Source organism: Arthrobacter sp. V1I9, from assembly GCF_030817075.1.
Lineage (GTDB): Bacteria > Actinomycetota > Actinomycetes > Actinomycetales > Micrococcaceae > Arthrobacter.
In genome coordinates this window covers 3,303,983-3,330,598 of record NZ_JAUSYU010000001.1, presented here as the reverse complement: position 1 = coordinate 3,330,598, position 26,616 = coordinate 3,303,983, and the positions used below count along the sequence as shown (strand labels likewise).

The window sequence follows — 26,616 nt, the reverse complement described above, 5'->3', positions numbered from 1 at the left end:
GGTGTCTCCTTCTAAAGTGGTATCAGGTGTTCGAGGGTGGGCGTCGTGGGCTCAGTCGCTGCCGCCCCCGTCGCCCCCGCCGTCCCCGCCAGCGTCTCCACTGTCTGCCCGGTGCGAGCTGTGGCTGACGCTGCCGCCAACCTCACGGGGTACGGTTGCGCCGGTGTTGGCAGGGACCATGGTGCTCGGGGCCGGCCGGTTGCGGCGGATCAGCTTGAAGAGCAGCGGCCACAGCAGGATGAGTCCCACGATGACGTAGATAACGACGGCGATCGGCTCGCTGAAGAGCCCGGCGGGGTCACCGGCGCTGAGCTGCAGGGTCTTCCGGAGCTGGCCTTCGATGCGCGGACCGAGGATCACGCCGAGGATGAGCGGCAGGACGGGCAGCCCGAACCGCCGCATCATGAAGCCGAGTGTGCCGAGGACCAGCAGGAGCACCAGGTCGAATGCCTGCAGGTTCACCGAATAGGCGCCCAGCGTGGCAAAGAAGAGGATGCCCGCGTACAGGTACGGCCTTGGCAGCTGCAGGAGCTTGGCCCACAGGGGAGCCAACGGCAGGTTGATCAGCAGGAGCAAAAGGTTGCCGATGAAGAGGCTCGCGATCAGCGCCCACACCAGGGGGCCCTGGCTTGAGAACAGCTGGGGACCGGGCTGGATGCCGTAGGAAGTAAACGCGGCCAGCATTACGGCAGCGGTGGCATTGGTGGGCAGGCCAAGGGCAAGCATCGGCGTGAGGGTGCCTGCGGCAGCTGCGTTGTTGGCAGCTTCCGGACCGGCCACACCTTCGATGGCGCCCTTACCGAATTCCTCCGGGTGCTTGGTCAGGCGCTTCTCGGTGACGTAGGACAGGAACGTGGGAATCTCGGCGCCGCCGGCGGGAAGGGCTCCGAACGGGAATCCGAAGGCGGTACCGCGCAGCCAGGGCTTCCAGGAGCGACTCCAGTCCTTCTTGCCCATCCAGGGACGGCCAACCGGAATGACGTGCAGCGGGGTGCGGCGCAGGTGGGCGGCTACCCAGAGGGCTTCACCCACGGCGAAGATGGCGACCGCCACCACAACAATGTCCAGCCCGTCTGCCAGCAGCGGCTGGCCGAAGGTCAGGCGGCGCTGGCCGGTGACGGAGTCGATTCCTACCAGGCCGATGGCCAGGCCGAGGGCCAGCGAGGCAAAGCCGCGGAGCCGGGACGACCCCAGGACCGCGGTGACGGCCAGCAGCGCCAGGACCATGATGGCGAAGTAGCTGGGGGCACCCAGACTGACGGCGAACTGGACCACGATCGGTGCGCAGACGGCAAGCAGGGCGGTGCCGATGGTGCCGGCGACGAACGAACCGATGGCCGCCGTCGCAAGAGCCTGCGCCGCCCGGCCCGCCTTGGCCATCTTATTGCCTTCGATCGCCGTCACCACTGATGACGATTCACCGGGCGTATTCAACAGGATGGAGGTGGTGGAGCCGCCGTACATGCCGCCGTAGTAGATGCCGGCAAACATAATGAAGGCGCTGGTGGGTTCCAGGGCGTAGGTGACCGGAAGCAGCAGTGCCACGGTCATGGCGGGGCCCAGGCCCGGAAGGACGCCGACGGCGGTGCCCAGGAGTACGCCGATGACGGCGTAGAGGAAGTTCATGGGGGTGAGGGCGGTGGCGAAACCGTCCATCAGTGAGGACCAGACGTCCATCAGAGGATTCCTTCCAGGAGTCCGGCGGGCAGCGCGATGCCGAGGCCGAGGTAGAAGCCGTAGAAGGTCAGCAGTGACAGTGCCACGGAGATGAGCCCGTCACGGACGTAGTGCCGGCTGCCCAGCGCCAGGACGCTGCCCCAAAAAAGGACCGTGCCGGAGATGACCCATCCGGCCCAGTCGATGAGCAGGATGTTCAGGATGAAGGCTCCCGCCAGGGGCAGGATGGTCTTCCAGTCTGCGGGATGGGTGAGGTCGACGTCTTCGCCGCCTTCCGCCTCGCCTTGGCCGCCGCGAATGACGTTAACTGCCAGCAGGGCTGCACAGGCCACCAGCAAACCGGCCACAATGTACGGAACGGTCTTGGGGCCGACCGGATCAGATTGGGAGTACGGGGTTACCAGGCGGTTGGCGTCCAGGAAGACCAGGACGCCGGCCACGCCGAGCAGGAGTGCAACTCCCAGCTCGGCGCGGCCTTTCAGGCCTGAAATCAGGGAGCTCACGCCAACCCAAGCTTCGTGAGGACGTCCGCCACCCGCTTGTCCTGCTCGGTGAGGAACGATTCGAACTCGTCGCCGGTGATGAAGGCGTCGGACCAGCTGTGCGTTTTCAGTGCTTCCTTCCAGCCCTCGGTGGCGTGCATCTTCTCAAGCGCGGCGATCAGGGATGCCTTGTCCTCGTCGCTGATGCCCGGAGGTGCCACGATGCCGCGCCAGTTGGTGAACACCAGGTCGATGTTGGATTCCTTCAGCGTGGGGGCGTCCACACCTTCAAGCCGCTTCTCGCCACTGGTTGCCAGGACGCGGACTTCGCCGGACTGGATCTGCTGCAGGAACTCGCCGGCACCGGAGGCGGCAAAGCCAAGCTTGTTGCCGAGGATCGCCGGCAGGAGGTCGCCACCGCCGTCGTAGGAAACGAAGTTGACCTTGGTCGCGTCGATGCCCACGGCACCCGCAAGCTGCATGGGCAGGAGGTGGTCAGGGCCGCCGGGGGAGGAGCCGCCGCCCACGGCGATGGAAGCGGGGTCGGCCTTCCAGGCCTTCACGAGGTCGTCGATGGTCTTGTAGGGGGAATCCTTGCTGACCATGATGGCGCCCGGTTCTTCGATCAGGCGGGCCAGCGGGGTGGTCTCGGTCAGCTTCGACTCGGACTTGTTGGTGTAGCTGGCGCCAACGACGCCCAGGCCCATGAGCATGGCGAGGTCGCCGTTGCCCTTTTCGTTGACCACGCGGGCCAGGCCCACGGTGCCGCCGGCGCCGGCAAGGTTGAAGACCTCGGTGTTGGTGGAGATCTTCTCGTCGTCGAGGACCTTGGCTGCTGCGCGGGCGGTGGTGTCGTAACCGCCACCGGGGGTGTTGGGGACCATGATCTGCAGTCCGGTAATGGGGCCGGCAGCGGCGCCGGAGCTTTCCGAACCGGTGGAGCTCTTGCCGGTGGCACCGCAACCGGTGGCCATCAGGGCGATGCCGGCGGCGACGGCGGCGACTCGCAATGCGCGGATCTGGCGCATGGTGTTCCTCTTCTCAGTGATGCATGCTCTACGGGGATGATCAGTCGAACCTGACCTTGTGTTTCGATGCTAGGTCCATCCGTGACGGCCATCACTCTTGTGTACGCAGAGAAAGTTAAGTTCATTGCGTTCACGTTTGCGGTGCCGCACACAGCTGGCTGAACCGGCATCAAGGCGCCATAGGTGGGATATAGTTCCCGGTACTGCCGCGGTCCGGTGCCGGCATCAGAAACAAAAGGAATCCACGCGGTGACTCGACGAAGAGGAATGTCCCTCGCCGGGCAGTATCTTGTGCTGCAGTTGCTGATTGTCCTGGCCGTCCTGGTGGCCGTGGTAGCCATTTCCCTGGCCCAGTCCGCCGTCGCGTTCGAGCGGATCGAAGGCCGGCGTGCGCTGTCCGCCGCCGAAGCCCTGGGCAACAACCCCGCCGTGCGGCAGTTGCTTCCCACCGCCGAGCCCCGGACCGGCGCGGCGCTTTCCGCGGTGGCGGAGTCGGTCCGCACGGTTTCCGGATCCGCCCAGGTGGCGCTCGCCAGGTTGGACCGCACGGTGGTTGCCGCATCGGACCCCGGACTCCTTGGGCAGAAGCTTGAACTGGGGGAAAGCCGGGTCCTGGACGGCCGGGCATGGACCGGGGTGATGGCCGGCAATGGCAGCACGGTCCTGTCCGCCCACGTTCCCGTCCTCGATGACTCCGGCAAAGTGATCGGTATCGCGTCCATCAGCAGGAACTACCCCACCACGCTCGAACGCCTTGGTGACGCCGTTCCCAACCTGCTCACATACGTTGGCGTGGCCAGTGTCCTGGGTGTCGCGGGGTCCTTCCTGCTGTCCCGCCGCGTCAAACGGCAGACTCTGGGCATGGAACCCAGTGAAATCACCGGACTGGTGGAGAACCGCGAAGCCATGCTGCAAGGCCTCAAGGAAGGAGTAGTGGCGCTGGATCCGCATGAGCGCATCACAGTAGCCAATGACAGCGCACGGAAACTCCTGGGACTGCCGCCGGACTGCGTTGGCAGGAGGCTCGGTTCCCTTCCCCTGGATCCCGCGCTGAAGGCGGTGCTGACCCACGAGCAGCAGGACCCGGACCAGCTGGTGCTGGTAGGGGAGCGCCTGGTGGTGGCGAACCGGGTCCCCATCCGCTCCCGCGGACGGGACATTGGCTCGGTCACCACCCTGCGGGACCGGACCGAGCTGTCTTCGCTGGAACGTGAGCTGGGCGCCACCCGCACTGCCACGGACACGCTGCGGGCCCAGGCCCATGAGTTCGCCAATCAGCTGCACGTCATTTCAGGCCTGATCCAGATCGGTGAATACGATTCCGTGGTGCAGTTCGTCAACGGTGCCACGGTGGACAGGACCAGGCTGAACGATGAAGTGACCAGCCGCATCCAGGACCCTGCGCTCGCCGCACTGCTGATCGCCAAGTCCAGCCTCGCCACCGAACGCGGTGCGGCCCTTAAGCTCGATCCCGAGTCCGCCCTGCGCCAGGTCAGCGATGACCTGTCCCGGGACCTCACCACCGTAGTGGGTAACCTCGTGGATAACGCGTTCGACGCCGTCACGGGACTTCCGGGCGCAACTGTCCGGGTGCTCGTGGAGGACAGTGCGGACCATGTCACCGTCACCGTCCGCGACACTGGCCCGGGAGTCCCGGCCGAGGCCCTGGAGGAGATCTTCCGGCAGGGGTTCTCCACCAAGGAAGCAGCACCGGCGGAGGACCGAGGCTTCGGCCTGGCGCTCTCGCGGGTGGTCTGCCGACGCTCTGGCGGTGACCTCACGGTGGCCAACGACAACGGGGCAGTCTTCACCGCACGATTCAAAAGAGGTACAACGCAGTGATCAAGGTGCTCATCGTCGATGACGACTTTATGGTGGCCAAGGTCCACGCCGGGTTCATTCAGCGCACGCCCGGGTTCGGGGTGGTGGGGGTAGCCCATACCGGCGCCCAGGCCGTGCTTGAAACGGAACGGCTGCAGCCAGACCTGGTGCTGCTGGACATCCACCTTCCGGACATTAACGGGCTGGACCTCATGCACCGGCTGCGGGACGTCGCCCCGGAGCTCGACGTGCTGGTGATCAGCGCTGCCCGCGAGGTGGAAACAGTGCGCAAGGCCCTGCGGGGAGGGATTGTCCACTACCTGATCAAACCGTTTTCCCAGTCGGACCTGCAGGAGCGCCTGGAGCACTACCGGAGCGCGTACCAGGGCCTGGACTCCGCCAAGGACGTGGCAGAGCAGTCGGACGTGAACCGGGTGTTCGGCCTGGACGGCGCTGGTACCCAAGGTGGGCGGCCGCTTCCAAAGGGCTGCAGCATCGAGACGCTCAAGCTTGTGGAAGCCACGCTTAATGCCGCGGATGGTGATCTCTCCGCGGCCGAGGTGGCGGAACAGTTGGGGACGTCGCGGGTCAGCGCCCGCCGGTACCTTGAATACCTGCATGACGAAGGAACGCTGGAGGTCCGGCTCAAGTACGGGGTGGGGCGTCCGGAGCGGCGCTACGTCCTCAAGGGCCAGTAGACGGGCGTCCGGCGCCCTAACGTTCCCCGCCTGACGTCGGACCGGGAAGGAACTCTGAGGGCAGCTTTGCCACCGGGACGATCACCATGTCCTGGACTTTCCAGTCCATCTTCACGCAGGCGTCACGCGCAGCCTCAAGCTGTTTGAGGGCGGGCATAACCTTTCCGGCCGGGACCACGAAGGACTCCACGTGGAACACGTGTCCCTCGTCGCGGATCCGTGACTTGGCATCGTCGGCCCAGTCGAGGCTGCGGAGGTACTCATCCAGTTGCCGGCCCAGCGGGTGGGGTTGGCCGTCGTCATAGGTCATGGCGCGCTTGTCCATCAGGGCGGAAACGGCGGCGCGGGTGTTCTTGAAGCCGTCATGCAGGATGCTGGCCGAGATGATCAGGGCCGCAGCGTAGTCGGCCCACCAGAGCCCGATGCCTATTCCCGCCACCCCGGCCACGGCTGCTATGGCCGTCATCCAGTCGGCTTTGTTCATATCCGCATCCGCGTACAGAACTTTGTCGTGCAGCTTCTCTGCGAGCTTCATCTTGATCTTGCCAAGGACAACCGGCGGGGCGGCAGTCAGGACCATCACGCCCATCATCAGCCACCCCAGCCAGATGGTGTTGCCGAACAGCTCAATGCCGCCAATGGTGGGATGCTCGGCCTTGAGCAGTCCCAGGCCGGATTCCACCAGAATGTAGCCGCCCATCACCGTCAGCGCGACGGCAGCCACCAGGTGTGCCACCCCGGTGGACCGGTGATAGCCGTAGGGATGCGTCTCGGAGGGAGGTTTGCGGATGGCGCGCGCCGCCACAAGGAAGGCGATGGGCGGCAGGAAGGACAGCAGGTCCTCGATCCAGGCGGCCTTCATGGCCTGGGAGTTTCCGAGCACCAGGAACACCATGGTGGCGGTGACCACCAGGAAGCCTATGGTGGTCCATTCGATCCTGATGGCCTTACGCAGCGCCTCCTGCTGTTCCGGCGGCAAATCGGTGTTCCCGAAACGGACTGCATCATGACTCTTGAGGTTTGTCATTTCTGCTCCTTCGCTGCCATCAGGAACTTATCGAGCTCCAGCAGGAAGGCATTTTCGCCCAGCGGCACCAGCATGACGTGCTTGTGGAGGTTCCCACGCCCGTCACGCGATTCCACGTAAGGGCGGGTGATGCCGGCGTGCGTCACCCACGGGGTCTTGTCATCCAGTCCGCCGATCACCAGGTCCAGCCCGCCGTGCTTGATCTCTTCAGCCAAGACCTGCTCACTCCCGGCCACCCATTCGACCTCTGCACCGAGTTGCGCCGCGAAGTCCCGCACCAGTTCCGCCTCCGTGCCCTGGACGTCGCTGTCGCGGACCTGTCCGCCCGTCTCCGCGGAGATTCGAACCCAGTCGCCGTTCATGCTCGCGCCCACACGGAGGGTTCCGCCCTGCGCCTTCTTGAGGGTCCCCTGGGGATCGGCGGGAAAGGTGCCTGCGCAGCCGGTGAGCATCAGCAGGACAACCAGCAGCAGCGCTGCCACAATTCCTCGGCGCCGCATTCCGCTTACTCCCTTCCGTCAGTAGAAAGTCCAATATTGGACAGCCTACTTACTTTTTTGGTGAATGGCGCATGGTGGGAGGCCCGCCAGGGAACGATCAGCGCAGCAGCGTGTTGATCAGGCGCGCGGCGGCTTTTGCGGTCCTGCCATCGATATCAAACCCGGGGTTCAGCTCCGCGACGTCCAGGTGCAGCAGCTTCCCGGACTGGGCCACCTGCCGGCACACGGCACTGATGACTGCCAGTGGTACGCCGTACGCTGCGGGTGCACTGACGCCGGGCGCCACCGCTGCCGGCAGCACGTCGAGGTCGATCGTCAGGTACAGGACGTCGACGTCGGCCAGGAATCCTGCCACGAACTCCCGCACGCGCTCCGCGCCGCAGTCCTCGTCCAGCAGGTACCGCACGCCCAGTTTCTGCGCGGTGTCGAAAAGGGCGCGTGTGTTGTTGGGTTCGGAGATTCCGACGACGGCGTACCGGAAGTCGCGGCCGGCGGCGGCTTCTGCCCGGGCCATCTGGAGGAACGGCGTGCCGGAGCTGGCTTCGGGCTCGTCGCGCAGGTCGAAGTGGGCGTCGAGGTTCAGGACGCCCAGCCGTCGGCCGCCCTGTACAGCGGCAGATCCGGCCACACCCAGGTAGCTGGCGTAGGCGGTTTCGTGGCCTCCGCCCAGCACTACGGGGAGGCACCCGCCGTCGAGCATCGCCGCAACTGCCTGGCCGGCGCGCTCCTGGCCGGCCTCGAGACCGGTGCCGGAAACCACCACATCCCCGGCGTCGGCAACCGGGCGGTCCAGGTGGAACGCCAGTGGGCCGAGGGCTGTGCGCAGTGCAGCGGGAGCGCCAGCCGCTCCCGCCCGGCCCTTGTTCCGCCGGACGCCCTCGTCGCTGCAGAAGCCGAGCAGGACGGCCGTCTTGGGGGGCGCGGTTGCTGCAAGTCCGGCGTCGTACGGCGTTACTGCCTGCCACCAGCGGCGGTGCTCGGCGCCATCGCCGTCAAACCTTCCGGTCCAGGGCTTCGGCGGGACGTCGACGGCAGGGAGGAAGGCAGGCATGCTCCAAGCTCACCGCATGCCCGTGGCGAAAACCAGCAACGCCGCCGCCCTGATGTCTGGGATTCAAGAATCCGGACGGAGAACTGAAGGGGTTATGGTGGATCAATCCCTTCCCGGGACTGACATGCCATCTTGCCGCGCCAGCAGGGCGCAACGATCCAGGCCGGAGAACAGAACGTGTTTGAAGCTCCCAACATCCTGTTTGCGGCCGCGGGCCTTGCGGTGTTCACCGCCGCTGTGCTCCCCAAGCTGCTGCGCGATATGCCCTTTTCCATGCCAATGGTCTTTCTGGGGGCGGGGATGGGGGCGTTCGCCCTGATCCCCACCCTTCCCGACCCGGACCCGATAGCCAACAGTGACTTCGTTCTGCACCTCGCGGAAGTCTGCGTGATTATCTCCCTCATGGGCGCGGGGCTGGCCCTGGACCGGCCCGTGGGGCGCAAACGGTGGGCCACCACGTGGCGGCTGCTGGGGATCGCCATGCCCTTGTGCATCATTGCCCTGACCCTGCTGGGCCTGTGGTTCCTTGGCCTTGGCCTTGGCGCCGCTCTCCTGGTGGCCTCCAGCCTTGCACCGACGGACCCGGTCCTGGCGTCCGAGGTGCAGGTGGGCGAGCCGGCAGACCAGGACGACGCCGCGAACAAGGAGGACGAGGTGCGTTTTGGCCTCACCTCCGAAGCCGGCCTCAATGACGGCCTGGCCTTCCCCTTCGTCTACCTCGCGATTGCCATCAGCGTCGCCGGGTCATCTCCATCGGCCTGGTTCCCGGAATGGTTCGGGGTGGATGTGCTGTGGCGGCTCGCCATCGGGCTCCTCCTGGGTTTCCTCACCGGCAAGGTGCTGGCCAGGCTTTTCTTTTCTGCCCGCGCCGAAAGCCTGCGGCTGTCCAACCACTCTGAAGGGTTCGTTGCGCTCGCGGCCACGTTCCTGGCCTATGGGGTCACCGAAATGATCGAGGGCTACGGGTTCATCGCTGTGTTTGTCTGCGCCGTGACCATCCGCGCCGCTGAACGCACGCACGGCTACCACCGGGTGCTGCACTCTTATGTGGAGCAGCTGGAGCGGCTGCTGACAGTGGTGATCCTGGTCCTGCTGGGCGGCGCAATTGCCCGCGGGCTGCTCGAGGGCATTGGTTGGGCGGAGGTGCTGGTTGCCCTGGCGTTCCTGCTGGTGGTCCGGCCGCTGGCAGGGTGGCTGGGGCTGCTGGGCGGCAAAACCGGGCCCCGCGAGCGGATCGCCCTTTCGTTCTTCGGGATCCGCGGGATCGGCTCGCTGTACTACCTCAGCTATGCACTGGGCAAGGGCAAGTTCTCGGACCAGGCGGAGTGGCTGTGGGCATTCGTGGGCTTGGTGGTGGCGCTCTCCATCGTGATCCACGGCGCCACCACCTCGCCGCTGATGAACCGGCTGGACAAGCTCCGCGAGAAAAAGGCCCGCGCGGTGTCGGGTGATGAAGGACTGGCCCCCAACACTCCCGTGTAGCCGCCCGGCACTCCGGCCAGGCCCTGGCCCGGGTTTAACCAGGGCCAGGTTGCTTGCCTGACTACATGCCGATGGCGGCCTCGATGGGGCCAATCGCGAAGAACAGCAGGAATGCCCCCGCCACCGCCCACATCAGCGGGTGGATCTCCTTGATCCGGCCCTGGACGGTGCGGATCAGCACGAAGGCGATGAAGCCGGCTCCCAGGCCGTTGGCAATGGAGTAGGTGAACGGCATCAGCGTGAAGGTCAGGAAGGCCGGAATCGCGATGCCCCAGTCCTGCCAGTCGATCTTGCCCACCTGGGACACCATCATGAAGCCCACCACCACGAGCGCCGGAGCAACAGCCTCGAACGGAACCAGGTTGATCAGCGGGGTGAAGAACATGGCTACCAGGAACAGGAGGCCGGTGACGATCGAGGCGATGCCGGTGCGGGCGCCTTCGCCGATGCCTGCGCCTGCCTCCACGTAGATCTGGTTGGAGGAGACGGAAGCTCCGCCGCCGGCGATTGCGCCGAGCGCGTCCACCTGGAGGACCCGGTCGACGTCGGGAATGTTGCCGTGCTCATCCACCGTGCCGGCCTCGTTCGCCAGGCCCACCATGGTGCCCATGGCGTCGAAGAAGATGCTCAGCAGGATCACGAAAGCCAGCAGCGTGGCCGCCACAAAGCCCAGGTGTTCGAAGGCGCCGAACGGGTTGGCCTTACCGATCAGTGACAGATCGGGGGCCGCCCATTCGGAGAACGTCGGAGCCACCAGGGACCAGCCCTGCGGGTTGAAGGGTTTGCCTGGCTGGACGCTGGGGCCGATGTGCAGCGTCATTTCCAGGATCACGGCAATGACGGTAGACGTGATGATGCCGATCAGGATGGCGCCCTTGACCTTGCGCACCACCAGGGCGATGGTCAGGATCAAACCAAAAACGAACACCGCTGTGGGCCAGCCCAGGAGCTTGCCCTCAAAGCCAAGCCCAACCGGAACAGTGGTGCCGGCCACGTCGGGGATGCGGCGGACAAAGCCGGCGTTAACCAGGCCGATCAAGGCAATGAACAACCCGATGCCCACCACGATCGCCGTCTTGAGCCCCTCGGGTACGGCCTTGAACACGGCGGTCCGGAATCCGGTAAGCACAAGGATCAGCATCGTGACGCCGGACAGGACCACCAGGCCCATCATGTCAGGCCACGTGAGGCCCGGGTTGGTGGCGACGGTGACCGCCACAAACGCGTTGACTCCCAGCCCGGTGGCCAGCGCGAAGGGATGCCTGGCCCAGGCTCCCATGAGGATGGTGAGGATGCCGGCAACAAAGGCCGTGACGGCGGCGACCGCCGGGAAGCCCAGCGTGTTGCCGCTGGAGTCCGGAACGGAGAGGATCAAGGGGTTCAGTACCACGATGTAGCTCATGGCGAAAAAGGTGGCGAAGCCGCCGCGGATCTCCCGGGAGAGATTGGAGCCGCGCTCGGTGATCATGAAATACCGGTCCAGGGCAGAGCCTTGCTTAAGCATTAGTCCTCCGGGGGAGTCTTTGGGGATACCTGAATCCTATGGGGGCTCCGGCAGGGTCACCGTCAATTTCGCCTAGTCTGTTAGGAAGCCAACACAGAGGGAGCAGTCCAAGCATGCGTTCCATCCGCCGCCACTTACTGAGCTTTGTGCTCGTGTCCTTCGTATCTGCTGCCGCTGTCCTCGGCCTGGCCGGACCGGCTGCGGCTCACGACGCCGCCGAATCCAGCACCCCTGCCGAGGGTGCATCAGTTGCGGTGCCGCCGGAGCAGGTATCGGTGACCTTCAACAACAACCCGCTGGGAATCGGCTCATCCTTCTCCATCAAGGACGCCTCGGGAGCAGAGTGGGCGGACGGGCCGGTGGAAATCGTGGACAACGTGGCCAGCCAGAAACTTAAGGCGGGCGGCCCGGCCGGGCAGTACACAGTTGCCTGGCGGGTTGTCAGTTCCGACTCGCATCCCATCGAGGGAACCTTTACGTTCACGGCTTCCGCAGCAGCGGAAGGGGCTGGTCCGGCAGCGAGTCCGACGGCGGGCGCTACAGTTCCCGGAATGGGAACCGCTGAACCCGGAGTGACAGCGGCGCCGGAGCCCACCGGTTCCGGGGAACCGTTCCAGTGGAGCATCGTAATTTTCGCCGCTGCCGCGGTAGGTTTGCTTGCCGCCCTCGCCATCCTTGCCCGCCGCAGGCTTGGAGCGGGCGCCGGTGACGAGGGCTAACCGGCGCTAGCAGGGCAGGATCGCCAGGCTTCGTGTGTACGGGGGAGCCTCGGCCTCCGGGTTGACCTTTGCGGAAATCGCATGGCCCACCGTCTTGGCCTGGCGCAGGACCTCCTTGGGGGATGGCGTGATCAGCTCTCCCACGCCCACCAAGTAAATGCCGATGGCGCGCATGGCGGCGACGAGGTTGCGGCCCACCGAGATGCCGAAGTCGTTGATCATCCGCCGCAGTTGGCTGTGGGCGCAGCGCGTGAGCACGATATTGTCGGCCACCAGGATGCCCGTGGGCGTCCGCACCTCCCACTGCGGGACGGCCGCTCCGGTGGACTTGCCGTCCACCATGGTCAATTGAACGGCCCGGGTGGTGTTGCGGACATCCACATCGTGACTGGCCGCATAGTTACGCAGGTGCCGGAGGATTTCGTTCCGTTCCTGGAGCGTTGCCGAGTCCGCCGCGTCGCAGCGCTGCAGCGAAGCTGTGTTGGCCGGCTGTGCGGCCCCCAGGATGTCCAGTCCGTCCACCACAATCGAGTCCACCCCGCGCCGGCACAACTCGGCGGCCACGGCGAGGCCGGACAAGCCGGTGCCAATAATCACAGTGGTGGTCTGCTCGGTCCCGGCATTCCCAGGCATGCTTGACACTACAGTTTCCTCCTTCGAAGCTTCGGCAGGTGCGGGCGTCCTCGCCCGCGCGCGTCCCGTTACCCCCAAAGTCCGGCCGCAGTGCGTTGCCGGGCAGCTCTGACAGGAAGAGGCAGTAGGCGTCCCGGACCAACAATGTCCTGAAGACTACAGAAGATTTGCGGCGCTGGATAGCCCAATCCAGGAAGATTCCCCTACTGGTGAACACGCTTTCCGGACCACCGCCCGGAGCCTGTGGATAACCGCCGTTTCCTGCCCTGAACAGGCTTGCTAAGCAACGGTGGACAGAGAATAGTGAGAACTGGAAGCGGGCCTTCCTGAGCAGCTTGCGGCTGCGATACGGGTGCACGGGGAACGGCCTGCTTTCTGGCAGAATAGCCGCAACATCAGGCAGTATCGCGAGGAGGCGGCCCAATGGGCGCACAGGAGTTGCATCCGGACCCGGCGCGGGACAGCGGTGGCTCTCATGCCGCCCCCGACGGGATCGTTGTTGGCGTGGACGGGTCGGACCACGGCCAGTGCGCCCTGGTCTGGGCGGCCAGGGAAGCCCAGCGCCGCCGTCGTCCACTGCATATTGTTACCGCTTACTCAGTGCCGATCTTCGCTGCGTCCGGCCTGGACGGCGGATACGCCACAGTAGATGACTCAGTGATCCGTGAAGGCGCCGAGGCTGTGGTGCAGCAGGCCCTCGAGAAGGTGTCGGCTTATGACATCGACGTCAGTGCCTCCGTGGAAAACGGAGATGCGGCCGGTGTGCTGCTGGAGATGTCCCAAACGGCAGAGCTCCTGGTCTTTGGCACCCGGGGCCGCGGCGGCTTCGTCGGGAGGCTCCTCGGTTCCGTAAGCAGCGCACTGCCTGCGCACGCGAAGTGCCCAACGGTCACGGTGCCTCTGGTCTGCTCGGACCGGCTGGGCGAAACCACCGAGGACCGGCGGGTTTAAAGCCGAGCAGGCCAAGGCCGGGCACCAGCGTGTGGAGAACGTGGTGGTGGTGGGCGTGGACGGCTCGGAGCAGGCCCGGGTTGCTGTGTTGGAAGCCGCGGACCAGGCTGTACGGCTTGGTGCATCGCTGCAGGTAATCTGCGCAGTTCCGCAATACAGCGGCTCGCTGGCGTGGGTTCCTGCTCCGATGGACCGTAAGGCGCTGTTCGCGGACATCCAGCTGACCCTGGACGCAGGCATGGCCTGGCTGCGGAGCCACTACCCCAACCTGTCCGCAGAATCCGAGCTGCTGGACGGCTCCCCGGTGGACGTTCTGGTGGACGCAAGCCGGCACGTGGAGCTGGTGGTGGTGGGGACGCGCGGCCGCGGCGGCTTCGCGGGCATGCTCCTGGGATCCACCTCGGACGGCGTCCTCCATCACGCCAAGGGCCCCGTTATGGTGGTGCCGGACCGTGAGGACCCGCGACTCGCCGACCGGGCCAGCTTCGGGCCGATCCTCGGCGCAGCCTGATCACATCCTGCCGGAGGGAGCGTCACCGTGGCCGCCTACCCACCAGGAGAGACCGGGGGCAGTTCCCGCCAGCCGGACGGGAACACCGGTCCTGCCTTGATCCTGCGCCTCAGCCATGTTGACGGCAGCATGCTTCCGCTGGTGGGAGGCAAGGCAGCCAATATTGGCGAGTTGATAGCAGCAGGGCTGCCCGTGCCAGATGGCTTCTGCCTGACCACCGAGGCCTACCGGGAAGCGGCCAGGAAGGTCCAGGACGGGGTGCTGGCAGAGCTCGGCACCCTCCAGGCCGCACTGCAACCAGGCAGCCCCAGCCGGACCACGGAACTGGCGGTGGCGGCGGGCCGGGCACGGGACGCCATCCGCGCCATTCCGGTTCCGCCCCGGATCATTGCCGCCGTGGAGCAGGCGTACGCAGCGCTGGGGAAAGCGACTCCCGTTGCGGTAAGGTCCTCGGCCACGGCCGAGGACCTTCCGTTTGCGAGCTTCGCGGGCCAGCAGGACACGTACCTGAATGTCATCGGCATCGACGCCGTCCTCGAAGCCGTGAGCAACTGCTGGGCCTCCCTCTGGACGGACCGGGCAGTAGCTTACCGCGCAGCCCTGGGCATCGCCCCGCACGAAGTAGCCCTCGCCGTCGTCATCCAGCGGATGGTTGATGCTGCGTCGGCCGGGGTGATGTTCACGGCCAACCCGCTGACCGGCAAGCGCCGGGAAGCTGTTATCGACGCCGCACCGGGGCTTGGTGAAGCGGTGGTATCCGGGGCCGTCAATCCGGACCACTTTGTGGTGGACACAGAAAAATCCCAGGTCCTTGAGCGGAAGCTGGGCGATAAGCGTGTCATGGTGCGCCCGCTTCCGGACGGTGGAACGGAGATGCAGGACCTGCCCGGCGGGGCGGAGGCTTCCAGCCTCTCAGACGCGCAAGCCGTTGAACTCGCGGCCCTCGGCGTTCAGGCCGAACGGCACTTTGGCTCGCCGCAGGACACCGAATGGGCCATCGACACCGGCGGCTCCCTCTGGCTGACCCAGTCCCGGCCCATCACCACCCTGTACCCGATCCCGGAGAGCCGCTATCCCGGCAAAGGTAACAGGGTCTACCTGTGCTTCAGCCTGGCCCAGGGCCTCACCCGCCCCCTCACGCCCATGGGCCTGGCGTCGCTTCGGCTTATTGCCTCCTCTGTAGCCAAGGCCGCCGGTTTTGCCGTCCCCGAGCCCCGGCATGGCCCCCCGCTTTTTGCCGAGGCAGCCCAGCGCATGTACTTCGACCTCACCACGCCGGTGAGGAGCAACGTTGGCCGCCGGATCCTGCCGCGGGTTTTTGACGTCATGGAAGCTCGGTCAGCCATGGTGTTGCGCCGGGTTTTTGACGACCCCCGGTTCTCGGTAACCCGCAGGACCCCGCTCGGACTGGTGCGCCATGTCCTGCCGGCAGCTGTGCGGGCCCGCGCGCCGGAGTCGATGCTCCGGGGGCTGTTCCGGCCCAAGGCTGCGCTGCGCCGCCTGGACAGCTTTGCCCGGCAATTCGCTGACGACTTGGAGCTGGGGCCGGGGGCCGGGCCGGTTGAACGGCTCGACCACGCCGAGCGGCTCCTGGGGAGCAGGCTCTTTGCGGTCGTCCCGGCCATTCTGCCCCTGCCCGCGCTGGGATTCGCAATGCTTTGGCTGGCGGGAAGACTGCTGGGAGGCACAAATCGCTGGGAGGACCTGCAGAAAGTGCTCCGGGGCCTGCCGCAGAACGTGACCACCGAGATGGACCTCGAGCTGTGGCGCCTCGCATCAGCACTGAAGGATGACCGCGAGTCGCGCACGGTTTTGGAGGCGCGGCAGCCGTCCGAACTCGCAGCGGAGTTCGACGCCGGGCGCCTGCCCCCTGTCCTGCACGCAGGCCTGGTACGGTTCCTCGAACGTTACGGGCACCGGGCAGTGGCGGAAATCGATGTGGGCATGCCCCGGTGGTCCGATGACCCCACCTACATCCTTGGTGTGCTGGCCAACTACCTGCGCCTCGCCGATCCCGCCATGGCACCGGACGTTCAGTTCAGCCGGGCAGAGGCAGAGGCAGAGGCCGAAGTGGAGCGGCTGGTAGCCGAGGCACGCCGCCGCGGCAGGGGACGTGCGCTGCTGGTGGCTGCGGCGTTGCGCCGCACAAGGTTTTTCGCCGGGCTCAGGGAGCTGCCCAAATATCAGCTGGTCCTGGGACTGGCTGAAGTGCGGGCACAGCTGGCCCATGTGGGAGCGGCGCTGGCAGAGGAAGGCCAGCTGGAGAGCCCGGACGACGTCTTTTTCCTGGACTTCGAGGAGGTCAGGCAAGCACTCGCCGGCCGGAGCGCCAACGGGGCCAGCGAACCCCGCAAGCTGCGCGAACTTGTCGTGGAGCGGCGCGCGGCCTACGCCAGCGAACTGGGCAGGCGCCATATTCCACGGGTCCTGCTCTCGGACGGCACCGAGCCTGAGGTGCTGCACGCGGCGAGTGCCGGGGTGGTCGACGGCGCGCTGTCCGGCAGCCCGGCATCAGCGGGTTCGGTCACGGCTCCTGCCCGGGTCATCCTGGATCCCGTTGGTGCCCACCTTGAACCCGGAGAGATCCTGGTGGCGCCGTCCACCGATCCCGGCTGGACTCCCTTGTTCCTGACAGCCGGCGGCCTGGTGATGGAGATGGGCGGGCCCAACTCGCACGGTGCCGTGGTGGCGCGGGAGTACGGCATTCCCGCCGTCGTGGGGGTTCCGGAGGCCACCGTCCGGCTTGCCACCGGACAAATAATAACGGTCGACGGCGGCGCTGGAACCGTAGTGCCCGCGTAGCCTCCGGCGGGCTCCCGGACAGGTGTAGGGAACGGGCCTGAGGCGTACCCTTGGACTATGGGCTCCAATGACGGAGACGGCTGGACTACGAACCGCCGGAGTATGGAGAGCAGGCGCGGCATGAACCGCGCCTGGTTGCGGTGGGTTCCTGCCGTGGCGGCACCTGCAGTGATCGCCGCCGGGGTATTGGTGGGATCCATTCCGGCGCGGGCCGGCGATCCACTGCCTGGCAAGACCCCGGCCGAAGTGATCGCCCTAATAGCCGGTCACAGGACGCACACTTTTTCGGGAACTGTCCAACAGTCCTCCGAGCTGGGGCTGCCGGAACTGCCGGCAACTGGGCCCACCTCGGGACCGGCATCTGCCGGCGGCGCAGCCTCAGTGATGGAGTTCCTCACCGGGGAGCGTACGGCCCGCGTATTCATGGACGGGAAGACCAAGGCGCGCATCCAGGTGGTGGACCGTCTCGCCGAGCGGGACATCATCCGCCGTGGCAACGACGTCTGGTTCTACTCGTCAAAGGACAACTCGGCCGCGCACCTGACCCTTCCGGCCTACGCCAACGACCTGCCGCTCACCCAGCCGCCGCTGGCCGACCCGGGCAACACGGGGACGCCACCCCTTGATAAGCCGCAGCGGGTCCCGCCCACGCCGCAGGAGCTTGCAGAGAAGTTCCTGGCCGCGGCGGACAGTTCAACTGCCGTATCAGTGGGGCCGGACGTGGAAGCCGCCGGGCGCCCTGCCTACAACCTGCTGCTTGAGCCGCGCGCCGGTGGCACCCTCGTGGGCAAGGTGGCCATCGCCGTCGACGCAGCCAGCGGCATGCCGCTCGCCGTGGAAGTGACGGCCCGCGGCGCAGCACAGCCTGCCTTCAGCGCCGGATTCACCAGCCTGTCACTGGAGGCTCCGGACGAGGCGCTGTTTAACTTCGTCCCGCCGCCGGGCAGCACGGTGGAGGAGCTGCAGTCCCGCCATCCCGAACGCTGGCCGCTCACCCCGGGTTTCCCGGCCGGTCCAGGCAAGCACGTCACCCCGGATGACCCGGCCGAGAGTATCAAGGACAAGGTCCGGCCCTACCTGGCCGGCGCCGGCTGGGAGACGGTGGTGGAAGTTCCGGCGGAGGCAGGGGCTGCCGCAGCCCTGGATACCTTCCTGTCCCGGAATCCGCTGCTGTCCCAGGCCGCCGTCGCAGTTCCCGGCGGTCGGCTGCTCTCCACCACGCTGTTCAACGTCCTGCTCACCGACGACGGCCGGATCTTCGCGGGCATGGTCCCGCCGGAGAGGCTGCAAGCCGCATCCGCAGCTCCGTGACAGGGGCCGCAGGAGGCCCCGGCTGGCGGACCCACGGCCTGACCATCGAGACGCAGGGGCTGACCAAGCGGTTCGGGCAGCAGGTGGCCGTCAATGGCCTTGACCTGGCGGTGCCACCCGGCGCCGTCTTTGGTTTCCTGGGGCCCAACGGCTCCGGAAAGACCACCACCATCCGGATGCTGCTGGGCCTCGCCGCCGCCTCCGCGGGGTCTATCCGGTTGCTGGGAATGGACATGCCCGGCAAGTTCCAGGAAGTACTCCCGCGGGTGGGGGCACTGGTGGAAGGCCCGGCCTTCTATCCCTTTCTCTCCGGGACCGCGAACCTCCACCGCCTCGACGCCGCCACCCGGCATGCCGCGCCAGCAACCCGCAAAGCCCGGGTGAACCAGGCACTGGAACAGGTGGGACTGGGCCACGCCGCGGGCAAGAGGGTGCACGCCTATTCCCTCGGCATGAAGCAACGGCTGGGCATTGCCAACGCGCTGCTGTCACCCCGCGAGCTGCTGGTGCTGGATGAGCCCACCAACGGACTGGACCCCCAGGGCACACGTGAAGTGCGGAACCTCGTCCGTTCCCTCGCAGCCGACGGCACCACTGTCTTTGTTTCGAGCCATCTGCTGGCCGAGGTGGAACAGATCTGCACCCATGCAGCCATCATGAGCGCAGGCCGGCTCGTGGCCCAGGGCCCGCTTGCCGAACTGCGCCGGTCCGGGAGCGCCTGCATCCGGCTCGTGACACCGGACGCCGGAGCCGCCATGACAGTCCTGGCGCGCCTGGGATTGTCGCCGGAGCCCGAAGCTGCGCAAGCTGACGGTGAGGTGGTGACGGCGGTGCTTGCCGGGTCCGGGGCGCTTGCGGGACCGGATGCTGAGGCCGGAGGGCCCGCGCCCGGGGCCGCTCCGGATGCCGCCGCGGGTGGCACCGCCCCTGAAGATATCGTGGCCCACCTGGTGCAGGCGGGCGTCCGGATCCGTGGGTTCGCGGTGCAACGGGAAAGCCTCGAGGACCGCTTTGTTGCCTTGACGGGGGAGGGGTTCGACGTTGCCCGATAGCGCGCGGCAGGAGACCAGAAAGACAACAGGAACAGCAGGAAGGAAGCCCGCGTGGGCGCCGCACGGATCCGGGCTGTCTCTTCCGCTGTCGGAACTTCGGGTGCTGTTTGGGCGGCGGCGTACATGGGCCCTGCTGCTGGCGCTGGCCGCCATCCCGGTCCTGATCGCGGTGGCCGTCAGGATCTCATCCGCGGTTCCGGCGGGGCGGGGTCCTGCTTTTCTCGACCGCATCACGCAGAACGGGCTGTTCGTGGCCTTCACCGCCATGCTGGTATCTGTTCCACTTTTCCTGCCGCTGACGGTGGGCGTGGTGGCAGGTGACACCATCGCAGGCGAGGCCAATCTGGGAACGCTGCGGTACCTGCTGGTTGCTCCCACGGGCCGCGTGCGGCTGCTGTTGGTGAAGTACGCGGGGGCCCTGGCGTTTTGCCTGGCCGCGCCCGTCACAGTCGCACTGGCCGGTGCCGCCATCGGGGCGGCGCTCTTCCCCGTGGGTCCCGTGACTTTGCTGTCCGGGGACGTGATCGAGCCGCCGGAAGCCGCGCTGCGCCTCCTCCTGATTGCTGCTTACCTTGCCGTTTCCCTCGCCGGGCTCTCAGCGATAGGGCTGTTCCTTTCGACCCTTACAGTGGTTCCAGTAGGTGCCATGGCCGCCACGGTGGTGGTCTCGGTGGTGTCCCAGGTCCTTGACCAGCTGCCCCAGCTCGAGTGGCTGCACCCGTGGCTGTTCAGCCATTACTGGCTGGGCTTTGGCGACCTGCTCCGCCAGCCGGTGCTGTGGGACTCGTTCACCAGCAACGCCTTGCTGCAGGCGGGGTACATCGCCGTGTTTGGGGCGCTCGCCTATGGACGTTTTGTCACCAAGGATGTGTTGAGCTGACCCGTGCCGGTTCGTGCCGCGGGTCAGTAACGCGCCGCGTATCCGTAAAGCTGCATGCCGGCCATCGCGCTGAGCGAGGTGACCCCGATGCCCTCCTGCGGATTCAGTGCGTGCACCACCTGGCCGTTCCCCAGGTAGATGGCCACGTGGTAAAAGTTCGACGGCGATCCCCACACCAGCAGGTCGCCACGCCTTGCCTGCGAGATGGGAACGTGGACGGAAGCAGCCGCGTACTGCTGCGCGGCCGTGCGGGGTAGGTACTTGCCGGCGGCTGCGAACGCCGTTTGCACAAGCCCTGAGCAGTCGAAACCGGTGGGGCCCGTGCCGCCCCACTGGTAGTAGTAAGGTGCACCGACCTTGCTCAGGGCCACCGAGATGGCAGCCTCGTAGGTTCCACTTCCAATGGATGGTGCAGGTGCAGGTGCAGGTGCCGGGACTGGTGCGGGTGCCGGAGCTGCGGGGGCAGGTGCGGGAGCGGGAGCAGGTGCGGGAGCGGGAGCAGGGGCTGGTGCCGGAGCTGCTGGGGCAGGTGCCGGTGCCGGTGCAGGAGCGGGGGCAGGTGCAGGTGCCGCCGGTGCCGGAGCTGCCGGAGCGCGAGCTGGACCTGGAGCTGCGGGCACGGCAGGAGCCGGTGCCGCAGGGGCTGCCTGGGCAGGCCGGTTTCCCGGAGCACCCGGCTGCTCCTGGGCGGACCGCTCCGCAGCTGCCAGCGCCGCCTCCAGCCTGGCCTCCTCGCGCTGCCGGTCGAGGGCATCCACCCTGGCCGATTCAAGGGCAACGGTGGTGTTCCGGAGCTTGGCCAGCTGGTCCACCAGGACGGTGCGCTGGGCCTTGGCGTCCGCCACGGCCTTGGCCTGGGCCGCATTGGCCTCTTCAGCTTGGGTCTTCCGGGCTTCCGCCGTCCTTGCGGCATCATCGGCCGCTTTTGTGGCATCCTCAGCGGCCGCCGTCAGCGACTCCGAGGCCTGGGCTGCCGCATCTGCCGCCTCGAAGGCCCGGCTCCGGCTGGCCGAAAGGGCCTGCAGCGTGGCGGCCTGCTGGATGGTGTCCCCGCTGCCGCTGACAAAGGTACCCAAGGTGGGGTTGAGCCCGCCGTGGCGGTAGAGGTCCCCGGCGAGTTGCCCCACCTGCTTCTTGGCTCTGTGCTGCTGGTCCTGGGCTGCAGTGGCCTTCGCCGAAGCGACAGCCGCCGCCGACGAACGTTGCTGCAGCTCCACCAGGGCCTCGCTGTAGGCGTTGTTGGCCTGCATTGAAACAGCGAAGGCGGCTTGTTGCGAGCTTGCCGCGGACTCGAGGATCCGTTCAATGGAGGAGACCTGGTCCGCTGTGGCAGACGCGCTGGCCTTGGCAGCCGCGATATCCTCCGCCGACGGCATTTCTGGAGCTGCAGGTACGGAGATGTGCGGCGCCAACGGCGTTGTTACAGCTCCTGCCGGCGCTGCCAGCGTTCCAATGAGCACCGCGGCGGCGCACAGCACGGCCGCTTTGCGCCCGGATCCGGTCAAAACCATCTGCAGAAACCTCGAAGTGATAAGGCTGGGAGGTCCTGATCACGGCAGGGCGGTGCCCCTGGTCTGCTCCCCAGCAGTCCCGAGGCTACGTGAGCTTCTGCACTTTAGCAACAGCCGTCACATCAATAACATAAACCACAACAGTGTCATTTTCGGCTTAGCCAAGCTGGCGTGTCGCAGCTCGAGCACGCGCCCACCAGTAATAGACCGCGGGCTGAGTAACACGGCTAGGCGTGCTGGTGCGCCTCGTGTTCGGAGTGCGTGGCCGGTTCCAGCTGGAACGTGCAGTGGTCGGTATCGAAGTGGGAGCCCAGGCAGGTCACCAGCTTGTCCAGCAACTGGTCCGCTCCGCGGGCGGTCAGCACGCCATCCTCCACCACCACGTGCGCTGAGAAAACAGGCACGCCGGAAGTGATGGTCCAGATGTGGATGTCGTGCACGTCGGAAACGCCCTCCACGGACAGAATGTGTTCGCGGATCATCTGCACTTCCACGCCCTTGGGGCTGGCTTCGAGCAGAACATCAACCACATCGCGCAGGAGGGTCCATGCCCGCGGCAGGATTAACAGGGCAATCACCACCGACGCGATAGTGTCAGCGGCCTGGAAGCCGGTGAGCATAATGACCACAGCGGCAGCTATGACGGCGAAGGAACCCAGCAGGTCGCCCAGGACTTCAAGGTAGGCGCCGCGGACGTTGAGGCTTTCCTGGTGTGCCCCGCGCAAGATGAGGAGCGAAGCGATGTTGGCGGCAGCACCGAGGATTGCGGCGAACAGCATGATGTCCGTCTGTACCTCAGGCGCGGTACCAATCCGCCGGATTGCTTCGGAAAAGATCACTACGGAGATCACGACCAGGATCAATGCATTGGCCAGGGCCGCAAGGACTTCGGCCCGCTGGTACCCGTAGGTCCGCTGGTCGCTTGCAGGTCGGCCGGCAATCCAGGCGGCAAGCAACGCGATGGTTACCCCGGCCGCATCGGAGAGCATATGTCCGGCGTCGGCAAGCAGTGACAACGAACCGGAGAGGGCTGCACCCACCACCTGCACCAGGACCACAACCAGTGTGATGACGAGGACGGCCACAAGCCGCTTCCGGTGACGGCCCGTTGCGGTAATACCGTGCGTGTGGCTGTGGTCGTGTCCCATGCCTACAAGGCTAGCCCCAGCCGAGCTCGTGCAGCCGGTCGTCATCGATCCCGAAGTGGTGGGCGATCTCGTGGACCACCGTCACGGCCACTTCGTGGATGACGTCCTCGCGTGAGGAGCAGATGTCAAGGATGGGTCCGCGGAAGATCGTGATGCGGTCCGGCAGCGAACCCGCGTCCCACCAGGAGTCCCTTTCGGTCAGCGGCACGCCTTCATAAAGTCCCAGGAGGACTGTGTCCGGGTCCTCCCCGGCCGGTGGCACGTAGTCGTCCTCGATGAACACCGCCACGTTGTCCATGGCCCTGGCCAGCTTGTCCGGGATGCTGTTCAGGGCATCCTGGACGGCGGCCTCGAACTCGTTCGCGGACATGGAGAAGCTTTGGTGTTGGGCGGAGTGAAGGGGCTCGCTGGGACCCTCAGGTACGACGGGCAGACCCGGCGGCAGGCTGGCTGGCATACTCCGACTTTAGCCAAGAACCTTTTGCTTGGCTTCGCGTCCCCGTCGGGTCCTGCGCCGGGTCAATCCGACGCCCACAAGGCAGACCAGGCCGCCCACCAGGCCCAGTGCCGTGGGGATCTCGCCCAGGAGGAGCCAGGAGATCAGGATGGTGGTGCCGGGCACCAGGTAGGTGGTGGCTGCGAGCTTGCCGGCCTCGACCAGCGAGAGCGCGTAAGCCCAGGTGGTGAAGGCAATGGCCGTGGGAAAGATCCCAAGGTAGACCAGGCCCATGGTTGCTTCGGGCGGTGCGGCCTGGACTTCGGTGATCAGCTGTCCCGTAAACGGCAAGCAGCACAGTGCGCCCACCAGGATCCCGAACCATGTGGCCTGCGCGGCGGGAAACTTCCGCAGTACGGGTTTTTGGATGATGACGCTGACTGCGGCGAGCACGGCGGCAAGGAGGCACAGCAACACGCCAGCAACATCCGCCGTCGAATCTTCCCCTGGCACGGAAGGCCGGCCCGAACCCACTGCAATCAGCGCTACCCCGGCGAAGGCAACCAGGCTTCCGATGATCAGCCACCGCGGGAAGCCCTCCTTGAGGAAGATGCCGGCCATGATGGCCACGAGGATGGGATTGACGTTGATGAGCAGGGCACTGGTTCCTGCGTCCAGCACGTGCTCGGCCGCGTTCAACGCCACGTTGTACCCGCCGAACCACATCACCCCGTAGGCGAGGATGGGCCACCACTCCCGGCCCCGGGGAAGGAGCCTGCTCTTCAGCAATTGGGGGAGGACCAGTAAGGCCAGTACGACGGCGGCAATGGCCAGCCTGCCGAGCGTCAGGGAGCCGGGGGAGAAGTGGGGGCCGATCGCCCGGATTCCCACAAACGCCGAAGCCCAGAGGACCACGGTGACGGCCATGGCAGCCACGCCGAGTGCTTTGATCCGGGACGCGGGGGCAGGTGGAGGAGCCGTTGTGCTGACGGGGGTGCTTGATGCCATGGTGCCAATCTAGCCGGGGGCAGGGGTCAGTGGCTGGCGGAAATCGGCCACGTCTGGCCAAGTTCCTGCCAAAGATAAGCCAAAGTGCCGCAATGGATACCGGGTTGCCGGTTAGGATGCGGGTTATGGCCTCAAACCTTTCTCCTCCGCGTGATACGGCCCGAGTGGTCCGGACAGTCATCTGGGTCGTCATTGCAGCAGTGGTAGTGGCCGGCGTGGCCTGGTATGCCGCGCTGACCTTCGGGAAGTCCCAGGAGTCCGCGCCGCCGGCCGCGGGTGCTGAACAGCTTGTCCGGGCGGACAGCCACCGCTTAACCAGCCCGGCGGTGGAGAAAGCGCAACTGGTGGAATTCCTCGACTTCGAATGCCCGTCCTGTGGGTCCGTCCATCCGGTCGTGGAGGAATTCAAAGCGGAGTTCGGGGACCGGATCACGTTCGTCCACCGGCACTTCCCCCTGTCAGCCCACCCGAATTCAGGCCAGGCGGCCTTGGCCGCGGAGGCGGCTGGACAGCAGGGCCAGTACCAGCAGATGGCCAACAAGCTGTTCGAAACCCAATCCCAATGGGCGGGAAGCCAGAAGTCCCAGGCGCCGCTGTTCCGGACTTACGCCCAACAGTTGGGGCTGGACCTTTCGCAGTTTGACGCTGTCGTCGCCGATCCAAAGACGGAGGAGCGCATCCTGGCGGACATCGCGGACGGAAATGCCTTGGGCGTGACCGGAACCCCCACCTTCTTTCTCAACGGGGAAAAGCTCACCCTGTCCAGCAAGGCCGACTTCCGGCAGAAACTCGCGGACGCCGTCAAGTAGGGCTAGTTCGCCGCGGCCCACTCCAGCAGCCGCTCCACTGGCCACGTGGTGATGATGCGTTCCGCGGGGACACCGTTCTTCTCCGCGCGCTCGGCACCGTATTGCAGGAAGTCAAGCTGCCCGGGCGCGTGCGCGTCACTGTCAATCGAGAAAAGGCACCCGGCTTCCAGGGCAAGCTGGATCAGGGCATCCGGCGGGTCCTGGCGCTCCGGCCGCGAATTGATCTCCACCGCCACGTTGTGCTCCGCGCAGGCGGCGAACACCTCCTTGGCGTCGAATTCCGACGGCGGGCGCGTGCCCCGCGATCCCTCCACCAGGCGCCCCGTGCAGTGTCCCAACACATTGGTCTGCGGATCCTGGATGCCTTTGAGCATGCGCCGCGTCATGGTGTTCCGGTCGGCGCGGAGCTTGGAGTGGACGCTGGCCACCACGATGTCCAGGCGGTCCAACAGGTCGGGATCCTGGTCCAGCTCGCCCGACTCCAGGATGTCCACCTCGATGCCGGTCAGCAGCCGCACCCGGTTTTCCTGCTGCCCGTCGGAGCTGGGATGCGTGCCGTCATTAATGGCTGCCACGACGTCCAGTTGCTGCAGGAGGCGTTCCGCTGAGAGCCCGTTCGCGATGGTGAGGTTGGGGGAATGGTCCGTCAGTGCAAGGTAATCCCTGCCGAGGACCCCGGCGGCTGCCACCATCAGCTCAATGGGGGAGCCGCCGTCGGACCATTCGCTGTGGCTGTGCAAGTCTCCCCGCAGCGCTTCCCGGATGTCCGCGCCCCCGGAAACCAGCGGCTGCACGCCCTTCTCCCGGAGGTCGGCGAGGTAGTCCGGGACCTGGCCCTCCACGGCGTCCCGAATGACCTGGTAGGTCCGGTCGCCGATTCCCTTCATGGATTTCAGCCGGCCGTTCCGGGCCCGGGCCGCCACTTCTTCCGGCGACAGCGGGGCGATCACCCCGGCGGCTTTCCGGAAGGCCTGGACCTTGAAGGTGGCAGCGCGTCCGCGCTCCAGCCAGAAGGCAATCTCGTTGAGTGCTGCAACGGCGTCCATCAGTCCATCTTTACCTGTTCCTGCTGCTCTGGGCGTGTGTTTTCGCCGATTTTGGATTATTCCTGAGTAGGCCCTATAGTTTTAGAGTCCAGTTCGGAGCAACGCGAAGAAGAAAGACGGAAAGCCTCGCTTTACGCCTTTATTTTTGTGCCGAATGGGTTCTGGCCCCCATCGTCTAGCGGCCTAGGACACCGCCCTTTCACGGCGGCGGCACGGGTTCGAATCCCGTTGGGGGTACGCAAGGAACTGGTCAAACAGACAAAAAATGTCTGGTAGGCTGGAAGCCTTGAAAAAAGCGGTAGAGATACTGTGAAGCAAGAAACGCAAGGCCCTGTAGCGCAGTTGGTTAGCGCGCCGCCCTGTCACGGCGGAGGTCGCGGGTTCAAGTCCCGTCAGGGTCGCTCTGATTGTTGGAAGAAATTCCGGCTCTCATGGTGACATGTCACCTAGGCTCTGTAGCTCAGTTGGTAGAGCGTTCGACTGAAAATCGAAAGGTCACCGGATCGACGCCGGTCGGAGCCACCACTGG

22 protein-coding genes, 3 tRNA genes and 1 pseudogene are annotated in these 26,616 nt (G+C 66.1%); 13 read left to right on the top strand and 13 right to left on the bottom strand.

Annotated elements, in window-relative coordinates; translation table 11 throughout:
• Nucleotides 1-51: 51 nt before the first annotated feature.
• The 3 genes from QFZ70_RS15520 to QFZ70_RS15510 are packed head-to-tail and all read right to left on the bottom strand — an operon-like array spanning nt 52 to nt 3,187.
• Nucleotides 52-1,677 (bottom strand): tripartite tricarboxylate transporter permease, encoded by a 1,626-nt coding sequence (locus QFZ70_RS15520; RefSeq protein ID WP_307096872.1) that lies wholly within the window; start codon nt 1,675-1,677, stop codon nt 52-54.
• Complete coding sequence (locus tag QFZ70_RS15515; RefSeq protein WP_307096871.1) at nt 1,677-2,180, bottom strand: tripartite tricarboxylate transporter TctB family protein; 504 nt, start codon at nt 2,178-2,180, stop codon at nt 1,677-1,679. Before QFZ70_RS15515 ends, QFZ70_RS15520 begins: the two co-directional genes overlap by 1 nt.
• Nucleotides 2,177-3,187, bottom strand: coding sequence for a tripartite tricarboxylate transporter substrate binding protein (locus QFZ70_RS15510; protein WP_307096870.1), 1,011 nt, complete (start codon nt 3,185-3,187; stop codon nt 2,177-2,179). The genes QFZ70_RS15515 and QFZ70_RS15510 overlap by 4 nt, the downstream gene beginning before the upstream one ends.
• A gap of 267 nt (nt 3,188-3,454) precedes the next feature.
• Between QFZ70_RS15510 and QFZ70_RS15505 the strand changes: the two genes are divergently transcribed.
• Together QFZ70_RS15505 and QFZ70_RS15500 are read left to right on the top strand one after the other, a co-directional pair.
• The gene (locus tag QFZ70_RS15505; RefSeq protein WP_307097902.1) at nt 3,455-5,029 is read left to right on the top strand and encodes a sensor histidine kinase; all 1,575 of its coding nucleotides are present in this window, start codon (nt 3,455-3,457) and stop codon (nt 5,027-5,029) included.
• Nucleotides 5,026-5,706, top strand: coding sequence for a response regulator (locus tag QFZ70_RS15500; protein WP_307096869.1), 681 nt, complete (start codon nt 5,026-5,028; stop codon nt 5,704-5,706). The genes QFZ70_RS15505 and QFZ70_RS15500 overlap by 4 nt, the downstream gene beginning before the upstream one ends.
• Before the next feature lie 16 nt (nt 5,707-5,722).
• Here QFZ70_RS15500 and QFZ70_RS15495 read toward each other — a convergent pair whose 3' ends face one another.
• From QFZ70_RS15495 to hutG, 3 genes are all read right to left on the bottom strand, one after another.
• The gene (locus QFZ70_RS15495) at nt 5,723-6,733 is read right to left on the bottom strand and encodes a cation transporter (RefSeq protein WP_307096867.1); all 1,011 of its coding nucleotides are present in this window, start codon (nt 6,731-6,733) and stop codon (nt 5,723-5,725) included.
• On the bottom strand, nt 6,730-7,233 hold the full coding sequence (locus QFZ70_RS15490) for a transporter substrate-binding domain-containing protein (protein ID WP_307096865.1): 504 nt from the start codon (nt 7,231-7,233) through the stop codon (nt 6,730-6,732). Before QFZ70_RS15490 ends, QFZ70_RS15495 begins: the two co-directional genes overlap by 4 nt.
• 97 nt (nt 7,234-7,330) lie before the next feature.
• Nucleotides 7,331-8,284 carry a formimidoylglutamase gene (gene hutG, locus QFZ70_RS15485; protein WP_307096864.1) on the bottom strand — a complete coding sequence of 318 codons (954 nt, stop codon included), beginning with the start codon at nt 8,282-8,284 and terminating at the stop codon, nt 7,331-7,333.
• Between the two features lie 177 nt (nt 8,285-8,461).
• On the opposite strand from hutG, the gene QFZ70_RS15480 reads away from it, so the two are divergent.
• Nucleotides 8,462-9,766 (top strand): sodium:proton antiporter, encoded by a 1,305-nt coding sequence (locus QFZ70_RS15480; protein WP_307097901.1) that lies wholly within the window; start codon nt 8,462-8,464, stop codon nt 9,764-9,766.
• Nucleotides 9,767-9,827: 61 nt separating this feature from the next.
• Here the strand turns inward: QFZ70_RS15480 and QFZ70_RS15475 are convergent, their stop codons facing one another.
• On the bottom strand, nt 9,828-11,270 hold the full coding sequence (locus QFZ70_RS15475; protein ID WP_307096863.1) for an NCS2 family permease: 1,443 nt from the start codon (nt 11,268-11,270) through the stop codon (nt 9,828-9,830).
• 113 nt (nt 11,271-11,383) lie between these two features.
• Here QFZ70_RS15475 and QFZ70_RS15470 point away from each other — a divergent pair, with 113 nt between their 5' ends.
• Nucleotides 11,384-11,989, top strand: coding sequence for a copper resistance CopC family protein (locus QFZ70_RS15470; protein ID WP_307096862.1), 606 nt, complete (start codon nt 11,384-11,386; stop codon nt 11,987-11,989).
• Between the two features lie 6 nt (nt 11,990-11,995).
• Here the strand turns inward: QFZ70_RS15470 and QFZ70_RS15465 are convergent, their stop codons facing one another.
• Nucleotides 11,996-12,622, bottom strand: a complete 627-nt coding sequence (locus QFZ70_RS15465; RefSeq protein WP_307097900.1) for an NAD(P)-binding protein — start codon at nt 12,620-12,622, stop codon at nt 11,996-11,998.
• A gap of 423 nt (nt 12,623-13,045) precedes the next feature.
• On the opposite strand from QFZ70_RS15465, the pseudogene QFZ70_RS15460 reads away from it, so the two are divergent.
• From QFZ70_RS15460 to QFZ70_RS15440, 5 genes and pseudogenes are all read left to right on the top strand, one after another.
• A pseudogene (locus QFZ70_RS15460) lies at nt 13,046-14,084 on the top strand (universal stress protein).
• A 129-nt stretch (nt 14,085-14,213) separates the two neighbouring features.
• On the top strand, nt 14,214-16,886 hold the full coding sequence (locus QFZ70_RS15455) for a PEP/pyruvate-binding domain-containing protein (RefSeq protein WP_307097899.1): 2,673 nt from the start codon (nt 14,214-14,216) through the stop codon (nt 16,884-16,886).
• A gap of 120 nt (nt 16,887-17,006) precedes the next feature.
• Nucleotides 17,007-18,197: a hypothetical protein gene (locus tag QFZ70_RS15450; RefSeq protein ID WP_373461686.1), complete on the top strand. Its 1,191-nt coding sequence runs from the start codon at nt 17,007-17,009 to the stop codon at nt 18,195-18,197.
• Complete coding sequence (locus tag QFZ70_RS15445; RefSeq protein ID WP_307096860.1) at nt 18,194-19,249, top strand: ABC transporter ATP-binding protein; 1,056 nt, start codon at nt 18,194-18,196, stop codon at nt 19,247-19,249. Before QFZ70_RS15450 ends, QFZ70_RS15445 begins: the two co-directional genes overlap by 4 nt.
• Nucleotides 19,250-19,322: 73 nt before the next feature.
• Nucleotides 19,323-20,129, top strand: a complete 807-nt coding sequence (locus QFZ70_RS15440; RefSeq protein WP_307097898.1) for an ABC transporter permease — start codon at nt 19,323-19,325, stop codon at nt 20,127-20,129.
• A gap of 23 nt (nt 20,130-20,152) precedes the next feature.
• On the opposite strand, the gene QFZ70_RS15435 is transcribed toward QFZ70_RS15440, so the two are convergent.
• The 4 genes from QFZ70_RS15435 to QFZ70_RS15420 all read right to left on the bottom strand — a co-directional run bounded on the left by QFZ70_RS15435 (nt 20,153) and on the right by QFZ70_RS15420 (nt 24,232).
• Complete coding sequence (locus QFZ70_RS15435; RefSeq protein ID WP_307096859.1) at nt 20,153-21,640, bottom strand: C40 family peptidase; 1,488 nt, start codon at nt 21,638-21,640, stop codon at nt 20,153-20,155.
• Between the two features lie 227 nt (nt 21,641-21,867).
• Nucleotides 21,868-22,788: a cation diffusion facilitator family transporter gene (locus QFZ70_RS15430; RefSeq protein ID WP_307096858.1), complete on the bottom strand. Its 921-nt coding sequence runs from the start codon at nt 22,786-22,788 to the stop codon at nt 21,868-21,870.
• A gap of 10 nt (nt 22,789-22,798) precedes the next feature.
• The gene (locus QFZ70_RS15425; RefSeq protein ID WP_307096856.1) at nt 22,799-23,245 is read right to left on the bottom strand and encodes a metallopeptidase family protein; all 447 of its coding nucleotides are present in this window, start codon (nt 23,243-23,245) and stop codon (nt 22,799-22,801) included.
• Nucleotides 23,246-23,254: 9 nt separating this feature from the next.
• Nucleotides 23,255-24,232, bottom strand: a complete 978-nt coding sequence (locus QFZ70_RS15420; protein WP_307096854.1) for a DMT family transporter — start codon at nt 24,230-24,232, stop codon at nt 23,255-23,257.
• A 125-nt stretch (nt 24,233-24,357) separates the two neighbouring features.
• On the opposite strand from QFZ70_RS15420, the gene QFZ70_RS15415 reads away from it, so the two are divergent.
• Nucleotides 24,358-25,041: a thioredoxin domain-containing protein gene (locus tag QFZ70_RS15415; protein WP_307096853.1), complete on the top strand. Its 684-nt coding sequence runs from the start codon at nt 24,358-24,360 to the stop codon at nt 25,039-25,041.
• A gap of 2 nt (nt 25,042-25,043) precedes the next feature.
• On the opposite strand, the gene QFZ70_RS15410 is transcribed toward QFZ70_RS15415, so the two are convergent.
• On the bottom strand, nt 25,044-26,087 hold the full coding sequence (locus QFZ70_RS15410; protein ID WP_307096851.1) for a PHP domain-containing protein: 1,044 nt from the start codon (nt 26,085-26,087) through the stop codon (nt 25,044-25,046).
• A gap of 164 nt (nt 26,088-26,251) precedes the next feature.
• Between QFZ70_RS15410 and QFZ70_RS15405 the strand changes: the two genes are divergently transcribed.
• The 3 genes from QFZ70_RS15405 to QFZ70_RS15395 all read left to right on the top strand — a co-directional run bounded on the left by QFZ70_RS15405 (nt 26,252) and on the right by QFZ70_RS15395 (nt 26,612).
• Nucleotides 26,252-26,324: transfer RNA gene (locus QFZ70_RS15405), tRNA-Glu, on the top strand.
• Nucleotides 26,325-26,414: 90 nt separating this feature from the next.
• A tRNA-Asp gene (locus QFZ70_RS15400) sits at nt 26,415-26,488 on the top strand.
• A gap of 48 nt (nt 26,489-26,536) precedes the next feature.
• Nucleotides 26,537-26,612 (top strand) — tRNA-Phe (locus QFZ70_RS15395).
• The last annotated feature ends 4 nt before the right edge of the window (nt 26,613-26,616 follow it).